Genomic DNA, 18,201 nt, shown 5'->3' on the forward strand with positions numbered 1-18,201 from the left:
GAGGTTCGCAGCCGGATTAAACGCCCTGTTTTTTATCGCTGTTTCCGATCAACAGCCCAATTGTCAGTAAAAACAAAAAGGTCACCCCAGCAAGGGTGACCTTTTTGTTACGTAGGCTACTGATTAATTGTCGGTTGCCAGATTATTCAATGCCAGCTCTGAAGCTGATATTGGCCAGATATAGTTTGGCTCCGAAGGCGCTTTAGCTGGTACCGTACCTTTCGCCGGAATGGTTTGTAACAACCGCACCAGGTCATTATTCCGAAGACCTTCGCCCAGGAACTCAATCCGACGCTCCAGCAGAATGGCATTTGCCAAATCAGCCGACGAAGCGAAGCTAGCGGTCGTATAGGTTTTGGTAGCATCCGAACGACGACGGACAGCGTTCAGCAAAGCAACGGCCTGCGCATCGACCGTGTTGGTGCTACGTACTTTCGCTTCAGCCAGATTCAGCAACACTTCTGAGTAGCGAATAACTGGTACGTAATCCGTATAAGGGCTTTTCTCCTTGTACTTCACTAACCAGCTTTTTGCGTTTGCGCCCGTACCCGACTGCTTGATAAATGCCCGTCTTTTATCCGACGCTCCCCAGCTTGTATCGGCAATAATCCCTTTTGGATTCAGGGAATACTCGCCATTTCCTACACCACCATTCGCCGTATTGGGTGAATAGTAGAATGCCAGTTGGTTCTGCGTTCCCGGAAAATCGCCTGACGTAGTAGTCATCGGCATGGAGAAGATTGATTCCGTGGTTGTGAAGTTAGGCGCTGTAAATACGGTGGTGATATCAGCCTGCAAGGCGTTAGCCACACCGGTTGGCGCACTGAACGGAGCCGATGCACTAACCATTTTGTTGGCTTCCGTAATTACGGCTGCATAGTTCTGCATGCTTAAGTAAACACGAGTCTTCAAGGCAATTGCCGTGTTTTTGTGTGCACGAGTTGTGTTATCGGTGTCTGTCGTGTACTTCAGCGGCAGGTCAGCTTCCGCTTCATTCAGGTCTTTCAACACTTGCGTATACACTTCCGCAACCGTGCTTCTGGCCAGATTCGATTGACCAACGCCTTTAATTCCGCTCAGACGTAGTGGAAGACCAGGCTTACTACCGTTGCCATCGATGTAAGGACGAGCGTAGTATTGAAGAAGGCTGTAATAGCTCAGACCTCTGATCAATTTAGCTTCAGCAATGTATTTAGCTGCGGCCTCAGCCCCCACAACCGTAGTACCACCTGCGGCCATACCATCTAAAAACACATTACACTTATTGATGGTCAAATAGGCGAAGTACCATAGGTTAACAACCGCCGTTGCGCTGTTTGTGGCATTCAGTCCCCAAACGTCTGAACCCGTAACGAGGTTAGAGGTTTCATTGATAAAATCCTCTCCGCGTATATCGCCATAAATTACGTAACGACCGCCGTAGAAATTCCCATCTTTCAGGGCGCCGTACAACGATAGCAACTGGGTCTGTACACGAGTTGGTGTACTGAACGCCGAAGCATCGGATACGGACGTCTGTGGAATTGGCGTCAGTAAGCTTCGGTCACATGCGCTTAGCCCCAAAAGTGCCAGGCAAAAAAATACTGAATAATTTATTTTCTTTTTCATGATGTCTTTTTTTGTCAAGGTTAGAAGCCAGCGCGCAGACCAATGGTTATCGTCCGGGCATTACCAACCGTATTTCTGTCAACTCCTTGACCTGTGTTACTTCCTGTACCTGTACCATTAGATGATACTTCTGGATCTGGACCAGGGTACTTGGTGAGTACGCCCAGGTTCTGACCGCTTACATACAGGCGAAGGCTGCTGATTTTAGCTTTCGACAACAAGGTAGCTGGAAGCGTATAGCCCAGTGTAAGCTGACGAACTTTCAGGAAATCACCTTTGAATACGTTGATATCCATCGGGAATGCAGATCCGTTCGAGGTGTTATCACCAAAAATTGGTTTTGCGTATTTCTTTCCGGTATCACCTTCTTTCTGCCAGGCATCGGTCAATACATCGGTAGCATTGTTCCAGAAGCGTTGATCATGCAGACCAGCATTTGTACCGTAGTAAACGTAGAACCCTAGCTGATAGGTAAGCAACACACCTAAATCAAAGTTTTTGTACTTAAAGTTGTTATCCCAACCACCGTACACTTTAGGGTTCACGTTGGCGTACATTACGCCATCAGCAGCCTGCGTAATGGATGAACCACCCGTTGGGCTAACGTATCTGGTTTTTCCATCAGCCGTGGTTGAGTAGTTGAACTGTCCTGTCGGCGCGTAGAACTGATAATAAACATTCTGTCCTTGTGAGTTAACGAAAATCCGTTTGCCCGTAGCCGGATCAACACCGTTTGTACGAACGACCCACAGTTGGCCAAGCGAGTAGCCAGGTGCCGTTTGGTTGACCGTTTCCAGACCCGACGTACCGGTTTGGATTACACTAAGGCCAGGAGCTAATGCCGTTACCTCGTTTTTGTTGAAGGTAATGTTAAAGTTCGACGACCACTGGAACGATTTTGTATTGATTACACGGGCATTAAGCGAAACCTCAACCCCTTTGTTGTACATGGTTCCAACGTTCTGAGGAGGATACACAACACTCGTAACCGGGCCGAGCGGGCCTGGAATACCAGTCGACGGTGCCTGTGCTACGTTCAGAATCAGGTTGTTAATGTCGTTTTTGTAGTAGGCGAACTCACCCGTAATCCGGTCGTTCAGGATACCAAATGTGAAGCCGACATCCGTTTTCGTACTGGTCTCCCATTTAAGATTTGGGTTACCCACCGACTGGAAGTAGAGGGTTGCAGCACCACCGTATAAGCCTGAGCCATACAGCGAGTAAGGTGAGTAGTCGTTGATACCGCCGATGTTTCCGACTTTGCCATAGCTACCCCGAACTTTGAAGCTGCTGAAGATATTGTCGATGTGGGCGTTTTTCCAGAAACCTTCCTGAGCAATTTCCCAACCAGCTGAAACACCATAGAACGTACCTTTCTTCACACCCAAAGCCGAGTATTCATCCTGACGCAGGTTACCACTCAGGAAATACTTCTCTTTGTAGTTATAGTTCAGACGACCAAAGACCGATAACAAATAGTTTTCAGTGAAGATCAGACCCGACTGGTTATTGGTTACCCAACCTGCCTGAATTACATTATAGTCTGGGTCCGACAGTGTCTGGCGGTTCAGGCCGTATCCGCGCTGAGTAGTACGTTGCTGCTCCTGACCTACCAGCAGGCTAAAATTGTGCGCACCGGCAAACGAACGATCAAACTGAGCGGTGTTGGTCCAGAGCCATGTTTTTAGCTTACGGAAGCTGCTCGTTGCGTTACCCGTTGACGAATAGCCATCGCTACTGATTGGTGATTGAAACAAATCATTGTCAAACATCAGGTAATCGATACCATACGTACTGCGGAGTGTAATCCAATCCAGCGGCTTGAATTGCAGATAAGCGTTGGATTGAACGTGGTCACTCTCGGTATTAGACCGGTTTAGGTCCAACATGGGCAGCGGGTTGGGGTATGAAATCGACGTACCAGTAATGTTATTGGCGTAACCAATGGCCGAACCGTTCAGGTTGTACGTACCGTCGTTGTTGTAGGGCGAAAGGATTGGAGGCAATACCAGGCCTACCCGTCCAAGACCGCTGGTATTGAAGGCTTCGCCATTCAGCGAACCCGACGTACCAGCCGAAAGGTTTCTCTCGTTCGAATAGGCTATTTTACCACCAACAGTAAACAATTTACTAAGCTTGCTATCAACGTTGAACAGAACGTTGATCCGCTGGAAGTCATTCTTACGAATAACACCCTGCTGCGATGTGTAGCCTGTAGAGAAGTAATAGTTCGTGTTTTCGTTACCGCCCGACAGATTCAGGTTGTGGCTATGCGAAACGCCCTGCCGGTAGATATAATCATACCATTTTGTGTCAATAGGATTACCATTGGCATCATTGGTTTGCGTGAACTTCACAGCAGAAGCCGTTGGGTTGTTCGCCACTGCCGACGTTTTGAAATTCAGGTATTCCTGAGCGTTCAGCATTTGTGGCAGACGGTACGTATTCGAGAAGCCCACCCAACCATCGTAGTTTACTTTTACTTTACCCGATTTACCACGCTTGGTCGTAATAAACACGACGCCATTGGCTGCGCGGCTTCCGTAAATAGCAGTCGCAGCCGCATCCTTGGCTACGTCCATGCTTTCAATATCATTGGGGTTGATACTTGCCAATGGGTTAGCAGGGGCATTCGTGCCACCCAGATCACCTGTAAACGTAGGTACACCATCGACAACGATCAGCGGATAAGAACTCAGCGAAATTGAGTTTGTCCCCCGAATCCGGAAAACAGGAGGGTTATTCAGTACGCCGTTTGGAACCGTAATCTGAACACCGGCCGTGCGACCTGCCAGACCTGACTCAAAACTCTGAATCGGCATTTGAGCGATAGCAGATCCTTTCACAGAACCGATGCTACCGGTAGCATCCTGACGGCTCTGGGTTCCATAACCAATGACGACGATTTCGCTTAATTGTTGAGCATCGCTCACAAGCGCGACATCGATAGCAGACCGATTACCAACAGCAACGGTTTGGGTAGTATAACCAATGAAGCTGAATACCAACGAAGCATTGGCTGGCGCATTTAACCGATAGTTCCCTTGCGCATCGGTGTTTGTGCCACGATTGGCACCTTTTACTTGTACGGTTACCCCTGGCAGGCCCGTTCCGTCTTCAGATGAAGTGACGCGACCACTTACTGTCATATCCTGCGCCAGTGCGGGCAAACAGAACAACAGCGAAAGTAGCCAGCTGCCTAATAAAATTTTGTTCATAATGAAACAGAAGTTATAAAACTGTCAAAATCCCGAAATCGGGGATACAAATTTAATAGTATAACAATAAGTTTCTTACCTACACCTTATTTTTTTTGTAATATTCCGATAAAGCTTACTAGAACAGCGAGACATCCTTTGGTCCTGCAACGCTGTTTTAATAGGATTAAAGCTACTATTTTCCTGAACAGACATATTCTGATTAAATTTTTTTCTGTGTTGAAAAATCTGAAAAAGATTCAAGTAACAATAGATGAGCTAGTTAATACTGTAGAGAAATTTTGAGTCACATAAGCTCTCTTGGAACTATATAGCTACTAAAAGTCGACAGAAAAACTTCAATCGATTACTATTCTAAACATATAACCCTTTAATAATCAGCTATAAATTCAAACTGTCCTGCTGTAATCGTAGCAGGTATAAAAGCAAACTTGTCTACTCAGCATCCAGTCAGAGCCGATCAGGCAGAAATTAGTCCAACATTAATTCAATAAAGGCTATATATCTATTTATTATTCGGCACATTATAAATTCATTAAAATTATAATTTCCATAAAGATTTATTTGCAATATTTTATACGGATATCATTACTCAGATTTAAGTAGAAATACTACATTCAGGAATTGTATAATTCTAGGATAAGTACCTATCAAGTTACATAAACTTATATTTGCCTTTGCTAGTAGAGAGTTGTATTTTTCTAGCATCAAATAGATGAAAAGTATATCAAACGGTCGGATTTCTTCAGCAAAAAATAAATCACCAGGCTCCCCTTAGCACGAGTTACTTTTTGTAAGGTAACTCGTGCTAAGGGGAGCCTGGTGATTTTAGAACAAATACTTTTCTACCTAATTATTGACGAATTCGTGCCCGAATCTCATAAGGAATCACTGTTGAATTGTCGTCCAGTGTAATCAGGAAAAAAAACTGCATATCGGTGTACGTAACAATGCCACCCGTAGTGGTTGAAGGCATTGCCGTAAGCTTTTTGAATGCCATATAATCAGCCAGTGTGGTTGAATACGTAATCGATTTACCCGACGCAGCAATCGCTGTTTGGTAAAGCCCCGTCGTTCGTTGCACAGACGATGCGTTGATTGAGGCATTGATTGTCGAAGCTGCCACGCGCGTAATCTCCTTGAATGACCGAGGACTATCGGCTGGCAGTGCCATAGTGATATCGACTTTACCGCCTGCCGAAATCGACGTTTCTACGATAGGGATTCGCTCGAAGTATTTATAATTCGTAACCGTGATCGCATTGTTGGTTGCCTGCGCATCACGTATCGAAACGATGTCGTCCTTCTTGCACGAAATTGTGCTGAACAGCACTAACAATCCTACTATATAACTTAGTGTTCTCATGATTTTAGTTTGTCAATAATGATTAATCTACATCCCACCACACGCGTTCATCCATCTTGGGCCCCGGATTTGGCACATTCGGATTGCGTTGCTGCTCATTCGACGTATAGGGCAAACGTACTGGAATGATGGCCGGATTGTCGCCTTGCGGATTGAGCGGCAGCGAAAGGCGAGGATAGCCCGTCCGGCGGTAGTCGTTCCAGGAGTCAATGCTAAGTCCTATGTTAGCAATCCATTTTTGCGTAAGAATCTGACGAACATTATTCTGAGCATCGCCCGACAGGGTTACAAGCTGAGGATTTTTGGCAAAGTAATCGGTGATGTCGGCAGCAGCTACACCTGCTTTTGCCATCGACGCTTTGATTCCCTCCTGATAAAGTGCCTGTGCATCGCCCGCAATGCCTAAGGTCACAACGGCTTCAGCCAACAGAAAAGCACGGTTGAAATTGGTAATCATCCGCGTTGGCGCTTCACCGCTTGCTCCCGTCAGGTACGTACCATAGCGCGACCGATTTGCCACAACGCTCGGAGCAGCGGCCGTAGAGCCATTGTTGAAGCCTACGTATTTGCCTGTATTAGCAGCCAGCGTGAAAAACTTGCTGATCCGTGGATCGTTGTAGGCCGTTAACGTATCAAGAAAACGCTGACTGGCCATTAAATCGCCGGTACGGTTGACATAATTGAATGAATACAAGGCATTTTGTTTGCCGTTGTCCGTCCCAAAAGCAACCTGAAAATCCAGCGAATTATCGTTGATCAAACCAGCAGGTGACGCCAGTACGTCATTGATGATCTGTTTTGCCTGATCTGGTGCTTTGCGGCTCATCTGTACGGCCAGCCGGAGCATCAACGTATTGCCAAGCCGCTTCCACTTCGCCAGATTCCCCTGATAGGCAGCATCGTCGGTACCCGGCATAACACCCGTAGTGCTTGGTTTATCCAAATCAGCCATCCCTTCTTTGATGAGGTCAAACAAACTCTGGATTTTTTTCTCGGAATTGCCCAGATAAATATCCTGCTGCGCATCGACACGTGGCGTTAAAATTGCTAATCCCTGCAAGGCTTCAGAATAGGGAATGTCGCCCCAAATGTCTGTTGCCAGGCTAAATCCGTACGCTTTCACAATTTTGGCGATACCCGCATAAGCAGGAATGGTTTGCTGCGTTTGTTCAATGAGCCGTTGTGCATTGGTCAGCGTACCAGCGTAAATTTCACCATTCCACTGATTGTCTGAAGCACCCCGCAGATTAAACACATCATAGGCAGCTACCTGATTGGCTACACCGGCCATGTGCTGTACCAATACTTCACTGATACGATTCAAGTCATTCGACGTTGTAAAGGCCGCGTCATATTCAACGGTTGTCAGCAGCACCGAAGGCGGCACCGTCGTTGGGTTATTTGGTGTCGTATTAACATCGTAGAAGCTTTCGCTACAGCTCGCCATAGCGATTACCAGCGATAAGGCTAAATATGTTTTATAAGTTGTTTTCATGAAGTGTCAATGATTAGAAAGTAAATCTCAGGTTTACACCGTAGTTGCGGGTGTTTGGCGCACTTTGCAGTTCCAGACCGCGTATGTTCCCGGCGCCCTGCGTATTAACCTCAGGATCGATGGGTGAGCCCGGCGCGAAATACCACAGGTTACGTCCGATTACCGATATCGAAATACCACCAAACGGCGTTCTGCTGATCAATGACGTAGGGATATCATAGGTAAGCGTAGCCTCACGCAGACTGTAACGTGTGGCACTGAATACGTTCAGGTCGCTCTGCAAGCCAAAAGCACGCCAGTAGCTTTGCGCATCCACCTGAATATTGTTCGGGGTGTACGTTTTACTGCCATCTGCATTGGTTACTTCAAATACACCGGGTATTATGCGTGGCGCCTGACGATTCACACCCGTTACGTCCAGCGTGCCGTTCGATTTGTACGAGCCGGCCGAAAACTCTACCAGTTGACCGCCTTGCTGCGTATCGAACAGGAAGCCCAGTGCAAGTCCTTTGTATTTGAACGTATTCTGAATACTTCCGATCCAGAGTGGGTTGGGGTTCGAAATGTTCTGGTTCGCAATTTCAGGGTTCCACAACCCTGTGTTCGGGTTGATAATCCATTGACCATCTGGAGCCGTTGGCTTTTTGTTTCCCAGAATTACGCCGTATGGCTGGCCTTTGACGATAGAGGGAATAGACCCCGTGAAGGCACTACCCGGAATAGAAAAACTTTCTACGCCCGGAGCAATATCAACAACTTCATTTTTATTCCGGGTATAGTTGACCGTTACGTCCCAGCGAAAATCATTAACCCGAATGGGTGTAACTGTCAGTAACGCTTCAACACCTTTGTTGGTCATTTTACCAACGTTGGTTGTGCGGGTCGTATAGCCGGTGGAGGCAGCCATCCCCACATTCACGATCATGTCTGTACTGACCGAATTGTAGTACGTAAAGTCCAGGCTGAAGCGGTTATCGAACAACCCAACGTTTAAACCTCCTTCATAAGAGGTTGTAAACTCAGGCTTCAGATTATCGCCGGGCCCAATCCGGTTACTGATCGAGAATGCATTCTGACCGTTGATCGGGAACGTGATGTTCGATACGTTGTTCCCCTGGCTGGTTGTTACGTACACCGACTGTAATTGATACGGGTCGGCATCTTTACCCACTTTTGCCGCGCTACCACGTACTTTGAGGTAGGATAGTGTCGATGATTTGATCGGAAAAATATCGGATAAAATGACGTTTGCCGAAACCGACGGATAGAAGTAGGTATTCTTGCTAAGCGGCAGGGTCGATGATTTATCGAACCGGCCTGTCAATTCCAGAAAGGCGTAGTTGCGGAACGAAAAACTGGCTTGTCCGTAATAGCCGCTTAGGCGACGTAGCGTATTATTTTCCTGCGTACCATTAGAATAAACAGTGGCATTGCTCAGGTTATAGAAACCGGGCAGGGTCAGGTTCTGGCCGTTTGCTGTTACGTTCTGCGATTTGCGCTGGTTCACGTTGAAACCCAAACGCCCTTCAAGATTAAGTCCCGACAGTAGAATATCATTTTTCTGCCCCGTCAGAATCAGGTCGCTGTTAAGCTCCTGCCAATAGTAAATATCTTCACCAACCCCGCCCACCAGCAAACGGGCAGCGCTCGGTGCGAAAATCTGCTTCCGCCGGTCCGTATACGTATCGATCCCTGCCCGGTAGAATAAGTTAACCCCTTTGAAAAGATCAACGCCGAAGTTGATGTTGCCAATCAATCGATCAACATTACTGGTCGTTCGGTTATTTTCCAGGCCCCAGATCGGGTTTTCGTTTGAACCGGGCGTACCAGCAAATACGCTACGTCCGTTGGCATCCTGATACGGCAAATTAGGCAGATCGTAGCTTCGGGGAACGGATACCAATTGCCCAAAGGCGCTTCCTCCATTCCCTGTAAGCGAGTTGCTTTGTCCGGTATTGCTGTAGTTGATCGATGCCCCAACATGAAACTTGTTCGACAGCACCGTGTTACCGCCAAAGCTCACGTTCGTACGCTTGAAGGTTGAGTTCCGAACGATACCGTCCTGCGAGGTATTAGCCACCGAGAAATTATAATTGCTCGTTCCGCTTGCCCCACCGATGTTGACAGCGTTCGTTAGAATACGGCCTTGTTTGAAAAAGTCCTTAATATTATTGGGATAGGCCCGGTAGTTCGGATAGGCTTTGTACGTTGGAAACACACCGCCCGGAAAAAGTGCTGTTGAGTCAAGCTGGGCAGGGTTTGTTGCGTTTCGGGTTAAAAAGCCGTTATCCAGGGTTGCCGGAGAGCCATAGGCCGGTCCCCATGAAGCCACACTATTGCTCTGAAAGATATTGTTCAGCCCCTGTCCATAGCCATTCTGAAAATTAGGCAGGCCATATACGTTCTGAAACGTAATGCCAGAGTTAACCGTCACCTCGGTTTTCTTCTTAGCGTTTCGGCCCGACTTCGTGGTAATAACCACCACACCCGACGCAGCTCTCGACCCGTAAAGTGCAGCCGCAGCTGGTCCTTTCAGTACGTTTATCGATTCAATATTTTCGGGGGCAATGTCAAGGGCCCGGTTTGAGGACTGCGGACCACCTAACGTACCATTTGGACCAAGGTTGGTACGGTCAACACTATTACTAATTGGAATTCCATCGACAACAAACAGTGGCTGGTTGTTTCCCGTAAAAGACTGAATCCCACGAATGTTTATGTTTGTCGACGCGCCGGCTTCCCCGCTGGCTCCGGTAATCTGCACACCCGAAATTTTGCCTTGCAGCGCATTCAGTACGTTTGGTTCGCCACGCTGAGCAATCCGGTCACCATTTACCTGCTGTGTAGCATACGATAGCGAACGTTTATCCCGCTCAATACCCAGGGCTGTTACAACCACTTCATTCAGATTAGTGGCATCGGCGTCAAGCGAAACGTTTAACGTAGTCCGATTTCCAACAGCAACTTCCTGCGTTTTGTAGCCAATAAAACTGAAAACTAGCTGGCTGTTGGCTGGCGCACTTAATTTATAAGTGCCATTAGCGTCGGTTGTGGTACCGCGCGTAATACCTTTTACCTGTATGGTCACTCCTGGCAAAGCTGACCCATCGTCAGAAGAAGTAACCCGGCCACTCAGGGCTATGTCCTGTGCCATAACTGACAGACAGGGCAATAGCATAAGCAGCAAACCCCCAAATAGAAGTTTTTTCATGTAGTTTGAAGATGAATTGTTTTATAAAAATTTGAATTCTGGCAACAAAAATAGTTAGCAATCAGAATAAGACAATATTTTATTTGGAAGACGCGTAAATTGCATAATAATTACATCTTCAATTGAAAACAGCCTTATTGGATGAATACGTATCAACAGCTAGCCGTTTCGCTTACCCTTGTGAGTTGTGTTGTTCACACAACGTTTGGACAGACAACGCTCAATGCCAAAATGGATAAAATGGCCGAAGGGCTCGAGAAGAAGGTGGTTGCCTGGCGCCGGGATTTTCACCAGCATCCTGAACTTGGCAACCGCGAATTTCAGACAGCCGCCAAAATTGCCGCTCACCTCCAGTCGCTTGGCATGGAAGTTAAAACAGGGGTCGGGAAAACAGGCGTAGTAGGCTTGTTGAAAGGTGGAAAACCAGGGCCGGTAGTAGCTTTACGCGCCGATATGGATGGACTGCCCGTAACAGAACGTGTAGATTTGCCCTTCAAATCGGAAGCCCATACCGAATACAATGGGCAGCAAACAGGTATTATGCATGCCTGCGGACACGATACCCACGTAGCTATGCTTATGGGCGCAGCCGAGGTGCTGGCTTCCGTCAAAAATGAGCTACATGGTACCGTCAAATTCATTTTTCAACCCGCCGAAGAAGGCGCCCCCACAGGTGAAGAAGGTGGAGCGTATCTAATGGTGAAAGAGGGCGTATTAGAAAACCCTAAAGTGGAAGCTATTTTCGGTTTACACATCAATTCACAAACCGAAGTAGGCACGATCAAATACCGGCCTGGGGCAACAATGGCGGCCGTCGATTCATATGCTATCAAAATTAAGGGTAAACAAACGCATGGTGCCGCTCCCTGGTCGGGTACCGATCCGATTGTTACGTCGGCGCAGGTGGTCATGGGTTTACAAACGATTGTAAGCCGGAACGTAACGCTGACAGATAATGCTGCGGTTGTTACGGTTGGCGCTTTACACAGTGGTATTCGTCAGAATATAATCCCGGAAGAAGCCAATATGATTGGCACAATTCGGACGTTTAGCCCGGAAGCTCAACAGCTCATTCATCGTCGGATAAATGAAATTGCCACAAACATCGCCGAAAGTGCAGGTGCTAAAGCTGACGTTAAGATTGATATCATGTATCCTGTTACGTACAATGATCCCAAATTAACCGATCAGATGGTACCCTCACTCGAAGCTGTGGCGGGTAAGGATAATGTCAGAATTACACCTGCTCAGACGGGTGCCGAAGATTTCTCGTTCTATCAGCAGAAAATTCCCGGCTTTTTTTATTTCCTGGGCGGCATGACTAAAGGAAAGAAAGTAGAAAATGCAGCTCCGCACCATACGCCTGATTTCCAGATTGATGAAGGTTGTTTTGTGCTGGGAATGAAATCGCTCTGCCACCTGACCGTTGATTATATGACGCAGTCAGCAGCCGCAAAAAAATTGTAGATAACGGCTTTTCGAGTGGGTCAGAGACCATATTATCTGGTCCACTTTTTTATTTCATACTATTGATTTTCAGCGATTTCCCTGAGCTCAGGGTACGCTCGTCCTGTTTCTTTTCCTTGATAATTCAACACAAATTTGTTTGTATAGCAGTTATAGGGCAAAACAATGCAATTAAACCATCAAAATACGTCTGGTTTAATTGGTGCAGAGAATGGCCCAATGCAAACGGAAGAACGGTTTGCTTGTGATCATCGCTCAATAAAATAATAGTCATGAAAGCGCAGATAACACAAACGATATGGACGGGTGCTGCTTATGGGATCGTCAAACGCGTCGTGATTCCTTATGAAGAGGTACTGGATGTACGGTCAGAGATAGACCGTTATGCTGAAGAACACGGTCTGACGCTGGCACTAATGAGTGAAGACGGGAAAGCAGGCTTATACTGGGACCAAGAAGGAAAAATGATTCGGCTAGCGGCCGAATCATTAGAGTGAAGAGACTATTTCGCGAAGAATAGCTGGAAAGGTGTTCATTTTTTTAACAAAACCAGCCATATTCGTAACCTACTTTTAAAAGTATTACTGCAATGCATAGTAACGAGAAAGAAATTGAACTGGCTCACGAGCTAACTCATAATGTAAATGACGCCCTCAACCGACGTATTGAAGAGCGATTCCGGGCTGCGCTTTTTCTGGCGGACCCAAGTCTGAATATGGATGCGGTTACTGTTATCAGCAACGTAGAAAACGATAACGAGTTAACTGTTGATGGAGTAGATGACGACACCATCGACAAGGCTATGGCCATTTTTGAAAGTCAGCAGTAATTTGTTCTTAATGGCTTGGGTTAGCTATAACTGGCGGTATAGCTGCTCGACTCTGTCTCGGCTACGCTTGAGCCGCATCTTGATGGCACTCACCTTGATCTGATACAAACCCGCCAGCTCCTCAATACTCAAACCCTGCTCATACTTCTGACGTAACAGCAACTGCTCACTGGCCGACAGACCGCTCATCGCCCGATGCACCCGATCCAGTTGCTCCTCCCCAAGACCGCTCTCCCGGCTCTCGCTCAGGTCCATCCCGTCCTCCAGGGAGGTGGTATGAAGCCGTTTGGCCAGCCGCAGCTGATCCGAGCAATAATTATGGGCAATCGAGGTCAGCCAGGTGGCAAAGCTGGAGCGTTGCTGAAAATGATCCAGTTTGCTGAAGGCTTTCATGAAGATGTCGTGGGTGAAGTCCTGGGCGGTTTGGGCATCTTTGGTCATGAACAGGCAGCGATGGTAGACGCGGGCGACGTAACGCTTGTAGAGCGCTTCAAAGCACTGGTTGGGTTGTTCAGTCAGGTACTGACGAATCATTTCTTCGTCAGTTAGATTACTTTTTTCCACGAACGGTTACAGCTAATTAAGGTTAAGAGGAAATGACAGGGTTATTCTGTAAATATATTTTTAATTATTAAACTGATAAACTATTAAATTAAAAAGATGCTACTAAATTTTTAGCAAAACTATTAAATGGCTTTTATTGGTATCTTTTTATATAAACCGTTTACTTAACATCTTAGAAATTACACCGGATGTAGCTCATAACCGTCTCTAGATAACTGATAATAAGAACCCCATCTGCTCAACATGCTTTACACAAGTCAAACAGATGGGGCAATCATAGGTAATACCAACTAGCTTTTTTTAGTGCTGGTTTTGGCGGATGCGAGTGTTTTCTTTTTAGATGGCGCTGCTACGTTTGGTTTTGCCGGATTTTTCTGCGTCATCGTAACCGGGTCCCAATACACCACTTTCTGTTCAAAATAACTTTCGTTGCAGGCCAGTACCGGAGCCGCAGCCCGGAAACCAAACACGGGATCTTCGATAGTTCCCTGACTTCCATTGCGAACATTTTCGAAGAAGTTGCCGAAGTGTTTAGCATGGGCGTCATCATCTTTAGGGCCCTCAAATTTCACCTCTTTTACGGGTTCGGCCTTACGGGTATCGGGCGGATATTTGGCGTCGTATTGTTTGACGAATTCCTGCTGCACGGGCTCTGTAAACGTAAAGAAGCTATCGTAATTACCGTAGCCAGGGGCCATCGGTAATTTTTTCTTGGTCATAATGAGGTTATCCTCCGAGAATTCGATCTGCCCTTCGTTACCAATGATACGCGTTACGTTGCTGATCTTGCCGGCATTGGCAAAATTGACGCGTAACACCATCTGGAACGCTTCATGCTGATCGGTTTTGGGGTAATCCATAATGCACGACATCACATCGGGCACGTCGCGGCCGTCTTTCCAGTAAGCTAAATTACCCGATGAGAAAATTCGGGTTGGGCCGAGCGTGTTGGTTACAAAATGAACGCCCGTAATGAGGTGAATAAACAGGTCTCCGGCAACGCCCGTACCGTAGTCTTTGTAGTTCCGCCAGCGGAAAAAGCGGGTAGCATCAAACGGACGCTTAGGTGCATCGCCCAGGAACCGATCCCAATCTACAGTTTGTGGAGAAGCATCCGGTGGAATCGAGTAATTCCAGGCTCCTATTGCATTAAAACGGTCGTTGTTTGATTCGATGTAATTGATAGCCCCGATTTCACCAGCCTGTACGAGTCGCTTAGCCTCCTGAAACGACGCGCTGCTGATACGCTGGCTTCCTACCTGCATGGTCTTGCCCGATTTTTTCCAGGCATCAATGACCGCTTTGCCCTCGTTCAGGTGCTGCACCATGGGTTTCTCACAATACACGTGCTTACCCGCTTTAAGTGCCGCAATAGTGATATGGTCGTGCCAATGATCGGGAGTGACAATCAGGACGGCATCTACATCCGGACGCGCCAGAATCTCCCGGTAATCGCGGGTAGTAAACAACTCTTTATCTTTCCCGTAAGCTGTTTTAGCATGTTCGAGCCGCCCGGTATACAGGTCTGCTACGCCCACTAGTTCGACGTCCGGATTACGTAACGCGGCCTGTGTATCGTAGTTGCCCTGAATCCCCATGCCAATGGTCGCAAAGCGGATTTTATCGTTCGGACTTATCTTTTTCAAATTCGGTATGTAAGCCGGAAAACCGAATGGTTTGGCTATACCCTCAGTAGCTATCAGTGCCGATGCCGCAGACAGGCTTTTTATAAATGTGCGTCTGTTGGATTCCATGAAGAATAAAGTAATAATGGATATGGATAGCAAAGCCACCCAACAGAGAAATTTACCTGACAAACACTTTTTTTAATATCGGCCACTAGTGCGCCTAAACACAGCATCCCAAAAACGTCTGGCTTTCGGGATGCTGGCTGGTAATGAAAATAACGTAGTATTATTTTTTATCGAACTGTATGGCTACCCATTGCCGGTCGACCGGAACTTTATGCGTAGCATTCCAGACAAACATGGCTTGATCAAGGGCCGCATTTAACTGACGTTTGGTTTGCGGGCGAGTAATTTTCAGGGTACGACTTACCGTTTCTTCGTAGATTAGTTTTTGATCGTCAGTGTAAAAACGTACGGTGCACTGACGACTTTTGGGCATAGTCTCGATCACCCAGAATCCCTCACGCGGAGCTAATGATTCTTTTTTCGACTGAGCTTGTGCGGTGAACGAAGCAGTCGTTAGTAAAACGGCCATTATGGCCAGACGGAGGTGTGAAATGGTGTTCATGGTATGAGTGTTTTTGTGTTCGCATTAGTCTATAAACCACTCAAATGTAGAAACACCCGCTATAGTTCGCTTAGCTTTTCGCCGGGGGCATTCATTAGACACCATACGTCATCTAGCTGTCTATCAACATCATTTTGGGTCAAACAAGGTCGTTCAGCGACAATAGTCCGTCGTCTGTCGACAAAAGACGTAACGCATAGCTCAATCCGCTCTGTTTGTCTATCTTCGACTACGTAATCCGTCGGGTATGCAACGTTTAACCAACGACTTTGTCTTCTCCAATCAACCTCGGCAGCGGCTGGCCAGGCATGGGCTATTCTGGCTATCGTGGGTGCTATTTTTTGCTTTTACTTACGGGTTTTTACCGTTTGGCAGTTTGTTGCAAAGAGGGTTCAACTGGCCAGTAGCGCTTTTCTGGGGGTTCTCAATCGCTTTTGTCGATGCGGTCCTCTTTATGCCGGCTCACATGTTCCTGGCCTATATAATTATGTACTGGGTCATTCCTCGTTTTCTGTTGAAGGGCCAGTACGGATTGGCATTGGTAAACGTAATCCTGGCCCTGCTTAGCACAGCCGTTTTATCGGCCTGCCTTACAAAGTTTATTGTTGATCCCATACGTATCTGCATGGACATTGGCGGCCGTCCATCGGGCAATAGTTTCTTTTTTGCCCTCATGGCTGGTCTGCGGGGCGCAACAACCATTGGCGGTTTTGCGGCTGCCATTAAACTGGTAAAGATCTGGTATCTGAAACAGCTGGCTTACCAGCAGATTGACCGGGAGAAATTACAGGCTGAATTACAACTACTCAAATCACAGGTTCATCCGCATTTTTTATTCAACACGCTAAACAATTTATACGGGCTTACGCTCCATAAATCCGACCATTCGCCGGCAGTTGTCCTAAAACTATCCGAGTTGCTGAGTTATATGTTGTATGACTGTAATGCATCAGAAGTGACGCTTCAGAAAGAAATTGAGTTCATGCGTAATTACATTGGATTAGAACAACTTCGCTACGGTGATCGACTCGACGTATCGGTGAATTTATCCGGCGATTATACGAACAAACTTATTGCGCCATTGCTACTGGTCCCTTTTCTGGAAAACGCCTTTAAACACGGTACCAGTGAACAGCTCGAACAAGCCTGGATGCACATCGATTTGTCGGTGCACGGTACGCTCCTGAAGTTCAAAGTAATCAATAGTCGGGAAGCTGATCCGCACAACGGCACGCCCATTGGTGGCATTGGTTTGCAGAACGTAAAGAAACGGCTGCAGCTTCTTTACCCTGACCGACACGAACTACGCATTGCAGCTGAGGATGAAACCTTTATGATCTCGCTGACACTGGAACTATTACCCATTCAAACGGCTGTTCGTTTACCAACTACCCAACTGACAGAAGTCGTTTAATTGCCTGCTGTTATGATGCCGATACGTTGTCTGCTTGTTGATGATGAGCCCCCTGCCCTGGCTGTGATCGAATCACACATCGATATGATTGAGGCACTGACGATTGTAGGAAAATGCCATAATGCCATTCAGGCATTCAGCCTCTTACAATCAACGCCGGTTGATCTGATCTTTCTGGATATCAAGATGCCTAAACTCCTTGGAACTGATTTTATACGCAGCCTGCGCCAGCCGCCAAAAGTAATTTTTACAACGGCTTACCGCGATTATGCGCTGGATGGTTTTGAACTAGACGTAGTTGATTATTTACTAAAACCTATCTCGTTTGAGCGGTTTCTGCGCGCTGTCTCGAAAGTGATGCGTACCGACGGCAACATTTCCGGAGTGCTTCAGCCAGATAATTCGGTTGTTGAGAAACCAGCCGATTCAACATCGGCAGCCTCTTTTCTGTATTTCCGCGCCGACCGAAAAATGGTCAAGGTGTTTATCCGCGACATTCTCTACGTCGAGAGCCTGAAAGATTACATTAAAATTGTGACCACTTCCGCCCGTCCACTGGTTGTCAAACAAAGCATCAGTTCGCTGGAAGAGATGCTTCCTGACACGGGTTTTCTGCGCGTTCACCGATCCTTCATTGTAGCCATTGATAAAATATCGGCTTACACACCCAACCATGTAGACATTGCAGGGCAGGAGTTACCCATTGGCCGATTGTATCATAAGGAAGTTGGGCAGGCGTTGAAAATGGGCCTGGAATAACGTATTAATACAGT

At 46.9% G+C, this 18,201-nt stretch carries 13 protein-coding genes; 5 read left to right on the forward strand and 8 right to left on the reverse strand.

Annotated elements, in window-relative coordinates:
- Window positions 1-123: 123 nt before the first annotated feature.
- From LN737_RS01830 to LN737_RS01850, 5 genes are all read right to left on the reverse strand, one after another.
- Window positions 124-1,608: a RagB/SusD family nutrient uptake outer membrane protein gene (locus LN737_RS01830; protein WP_405515710.1), complete on the reverse strand. Its 1,485-nt coding sequence runs from the start codon at window positions 1,606-1,608 to the stop codon at window positions 124-126.
- A 20-nt stretch (window positions 1,609-1,628) separates the two neighbouring features.
- A complete protein-coding gene (locus LN737_RS01835; protein WP_405515712.1) occupies window positions 1,629-4,826 on the reverse strand; it encodes a SusC/RagA family TonB-linked outer membrane protein in 3,198 nt (1,065 codons plus the stop codon).
- Between the two features lie 853 nt (window positions 4,827-5,679).
- Window positions 5,680-6,192 carry a hypothetical protein gene (locus tag LN737_RS01840; RefSeq protein ID WP_405515714.1) on the reverse strand — a complete coding sequence of 171 codons (513 nt, stop codon included), beginning with the start codon at window positions 6,190-6,192 and terminating at the stop codon, window positions 5,680-5,682.
- A 22-nt stretch (window positions 6,193-6,214) separates the two neighbouring features.
- Entirely contained in the window at window positions 6,215-7,687 is a 1,473-nt protein-coding gene (locus LN737_RS01845; RefSeq protein WP_405515716.1) for a SusD/RagB family nutrient-binding outer membrane lipoprotein, read from the reverse strand.
- A 13-nt stretch (window positions 7,688-7,700) separates the two neighbouring features.
- Complete coding sequence (locus LN737_RS01850) at window positions 7,701-10,898, reverse strand: SusC/RagA family TonB-linked outer membrane protein (RefSeq protein WP_405515718.1); 3,198 nt, start codon at window positions 10,896-10,898, stop codon at window positions 7,701-7,703.
- A 141-nt stretch (window positions 10,899-11,039) separates the two neighbouring features.
- Between LN737_RS01850 and LN737_RS01855 the strand changes: the two genes are divergently transcribed.
- The 3 genes from LN737_RS01855 to LN737_RS01865 all read left to right on the forward strand — a co-directional run bounded on the left by LN737_RS01855 (window position 11,040) and on the right by LN737_RS01865 (window position 13,194).
- Complete coding sequence (locus LN737_RS01855) at window positions 11,040-12,365, forward strand: amidohydrolase (protein ID WP_405515720.1); 1,326 nt, start codon at window positions 11,040-11,042, stop codon at window positions 12,363-12,365.
- A gap of 272 nt (window positions 12,366-12,637) precedes the next feature.
- A complete protein-coding gene (locus LN737_RS01860) occupies window positions 12,638-12,862 on the forward strand; it encodes a hypothetical protein (RefSeq protein ID WP_405515721.1) in 225 nt (74 codons plus the stop codon).
- Window positions 12,863-12,954: 92 nt separating this feature from the next.
- The gene (locus LN737_RS01865) at window positions 12,955-13,194 is read left to right on the forward strand and encodes a hypothetical protein (RefSeq protein ID WP_405515723.1); all 240 of its coding nucleotides are present in this window, start codon (window positions 12,955-12,957) and stop codon (window positions 13,192-13,194) included.
- Between the two features lie 24 nt (window positions 13,195-13,218).
- Here LN737_RS01865 and LN737_RS01870 read toward each other — a convergent pair whose 3' ends face one another.
- The 3 genes from LN737_RS01870 to LN737_RS01880 form a co-directional block, all read right to left on the reverse strand.
- A complete protein-coding gene (locus tag LN737_RS01870; RefSeq protein WP_405515725.1) occupies window positions 13,219-13,758 on the reverse strand; it encodes an RNA polymerase sigma factor in 540 nt (179 codons plus the stop codon).
- Window positions 13,759-14,048: 290 nt separating this feature from the next.
- On the reverse strand, window positions 14,049-15,512 hold the full coding sequence (locus LN737_RS01875; RefSeq protein ID WP_405515727.1) for a Gfo/Idh/MocA family protein: 1,464 nt from the start codon (window positions 15,510-15,512) through the stop codon (window positions 14,049-14,051).
- 160 nt (window positions 15,513-15,672) lie between these two features.
- The gene (locus tag LN737_RS01880) at window positions 15,673-16,014 is read right to left on the reverse strand and encodes a hypothetical protein (RefSeq protein ID WP_405515728.1); all 342 of its coding nucleotides are present in this window, start codon (window positions 16,012-16,014) and stop codon (window positions 15,673-15,675) included.
- Between the two features lie 247 nt (window positions 16,015-16,261).
- Here LN737_RS01880 and LN737_RS01885 point away from each other — a divergent pair, with 247 nt between their 5' ends.
- Together LN737_RS01885 and LN737_RS01890 are read left to right on the forward strand one after the other, a co-directional pair.
- A complete protein-coding gene (locus LN737_RS01885) occupies window positions 16,262-17,428 on the forward strand; it encodes a sensor histidine kinase (protein ID WP_405515730.1) in 1,167 nt (388 codons plus the stop codon).
- Between the two features lie 15 nt (window positions 17,429-17,443).
- Window positions 17,444-18,187 (forward strand): LytTR family DNA-binding domain-containing protein, encoded by a 744-nt coding sequence (locus tag LN737_RS01890; protein WP_405520279.1) that lies wholly within the window; start codon window positions 17,444-17,446, stop codon window positions 18,185-18,187.
- Window positions 18,188-18,201: the final 14 nt, after the last annotated feature.

Source organism: Spirosoma sp. KNUC1025, assembly GCF_045160025.1.
GTDB lineage: Bacteria > Bacteroidota > Bacteroidia > Cytophagales > Spirosomataceae > Spirosoma.

Bases quoted from the DNA above. Each gene is read 5' to 3' on its own strand.
- LN737_RS01830 (WP_405515710.1), bottom strand. From the start codon at position 1,608: ATGAAAAAGAAAATAAATTATTCAGTATTTTTTTGCCTGGCACTTTTG.
- LN737_RS01835 (WP_405515712.1), bottom strand. From the start codon at position 4,826: ATGAACAAAATTTTATTAGGCAGCTGGCTACTTTCGCTGTTGTTCTGT.
- LN737_RS01840 (WP_405515714.1), bottom strand. From the start codon at position 6,192: ATGAGAACACTAAGTTATATAGTAGGATTGTTAGTGCTGTTCAGCACA.
- LN737_RS01845 (WP_405515716.1), bottom strand. From the start codon at position 7,687: ATGAAAACAACTTATAAAACATATTTAGCCTTATCGCTGGTAATCGCT.
- LN737_RS01850 (WP_405515718.1), bottom strand. From the start codon at position 10,898: ATGAAAAAACTTCTATTTGGGGGTTTGCTGCTTATGCTATTGCCCTGT.
- LN737_RS01855 (WP_405515720.1), top strand. From the start codon at position 11,040: ATGAATACGTATCAACAGCTAGCCGTTTCGCTTACCCTTGTGAGTTGT.
- LN737_RS01860 (WP_405515721.1), top strand. From the start codon at position 12,638: ATGAAAGCGCAGATAACACAAACGATATGGACGGGTGCTGCTTATGGG.
- LN737_RS01865 (WP_405515723.1), top strand. From the start codon at position 12,955: ATGCATAGTAACGAGAAAGAAATTGAACTGGCTCACGAGCTAACTCAT.
- LN737_RS01875 (WP_405515727.1), bottom strand. From the start codon at position 15,512: ATGGAATCCAACAGACGCACATTTATAAAAAGCCTGTCTGCGGCATCG.
- LN737_RS01880 (WP_405515728.1), bottom strand. From the start codon at position 16,014: ATGAACACCATTTCACACCTCCGTCTGGCCATAATGGCCGTTTTACTA.
- LN737_RS01885 (WP_405515730.1), top strand. From the start codon at position 16,262: ATGCAACGTTTAACCAACGACTTTGTCTTCTCCAATCAACCTCGGCAG.
- LN737_RS01890 (WP_405520279.1), top strand. From the start codon at position 17,444: ATGCCGATACGTTGTCTGCTTGTTGATGATGAGCCCCCTGCCCTGGCT.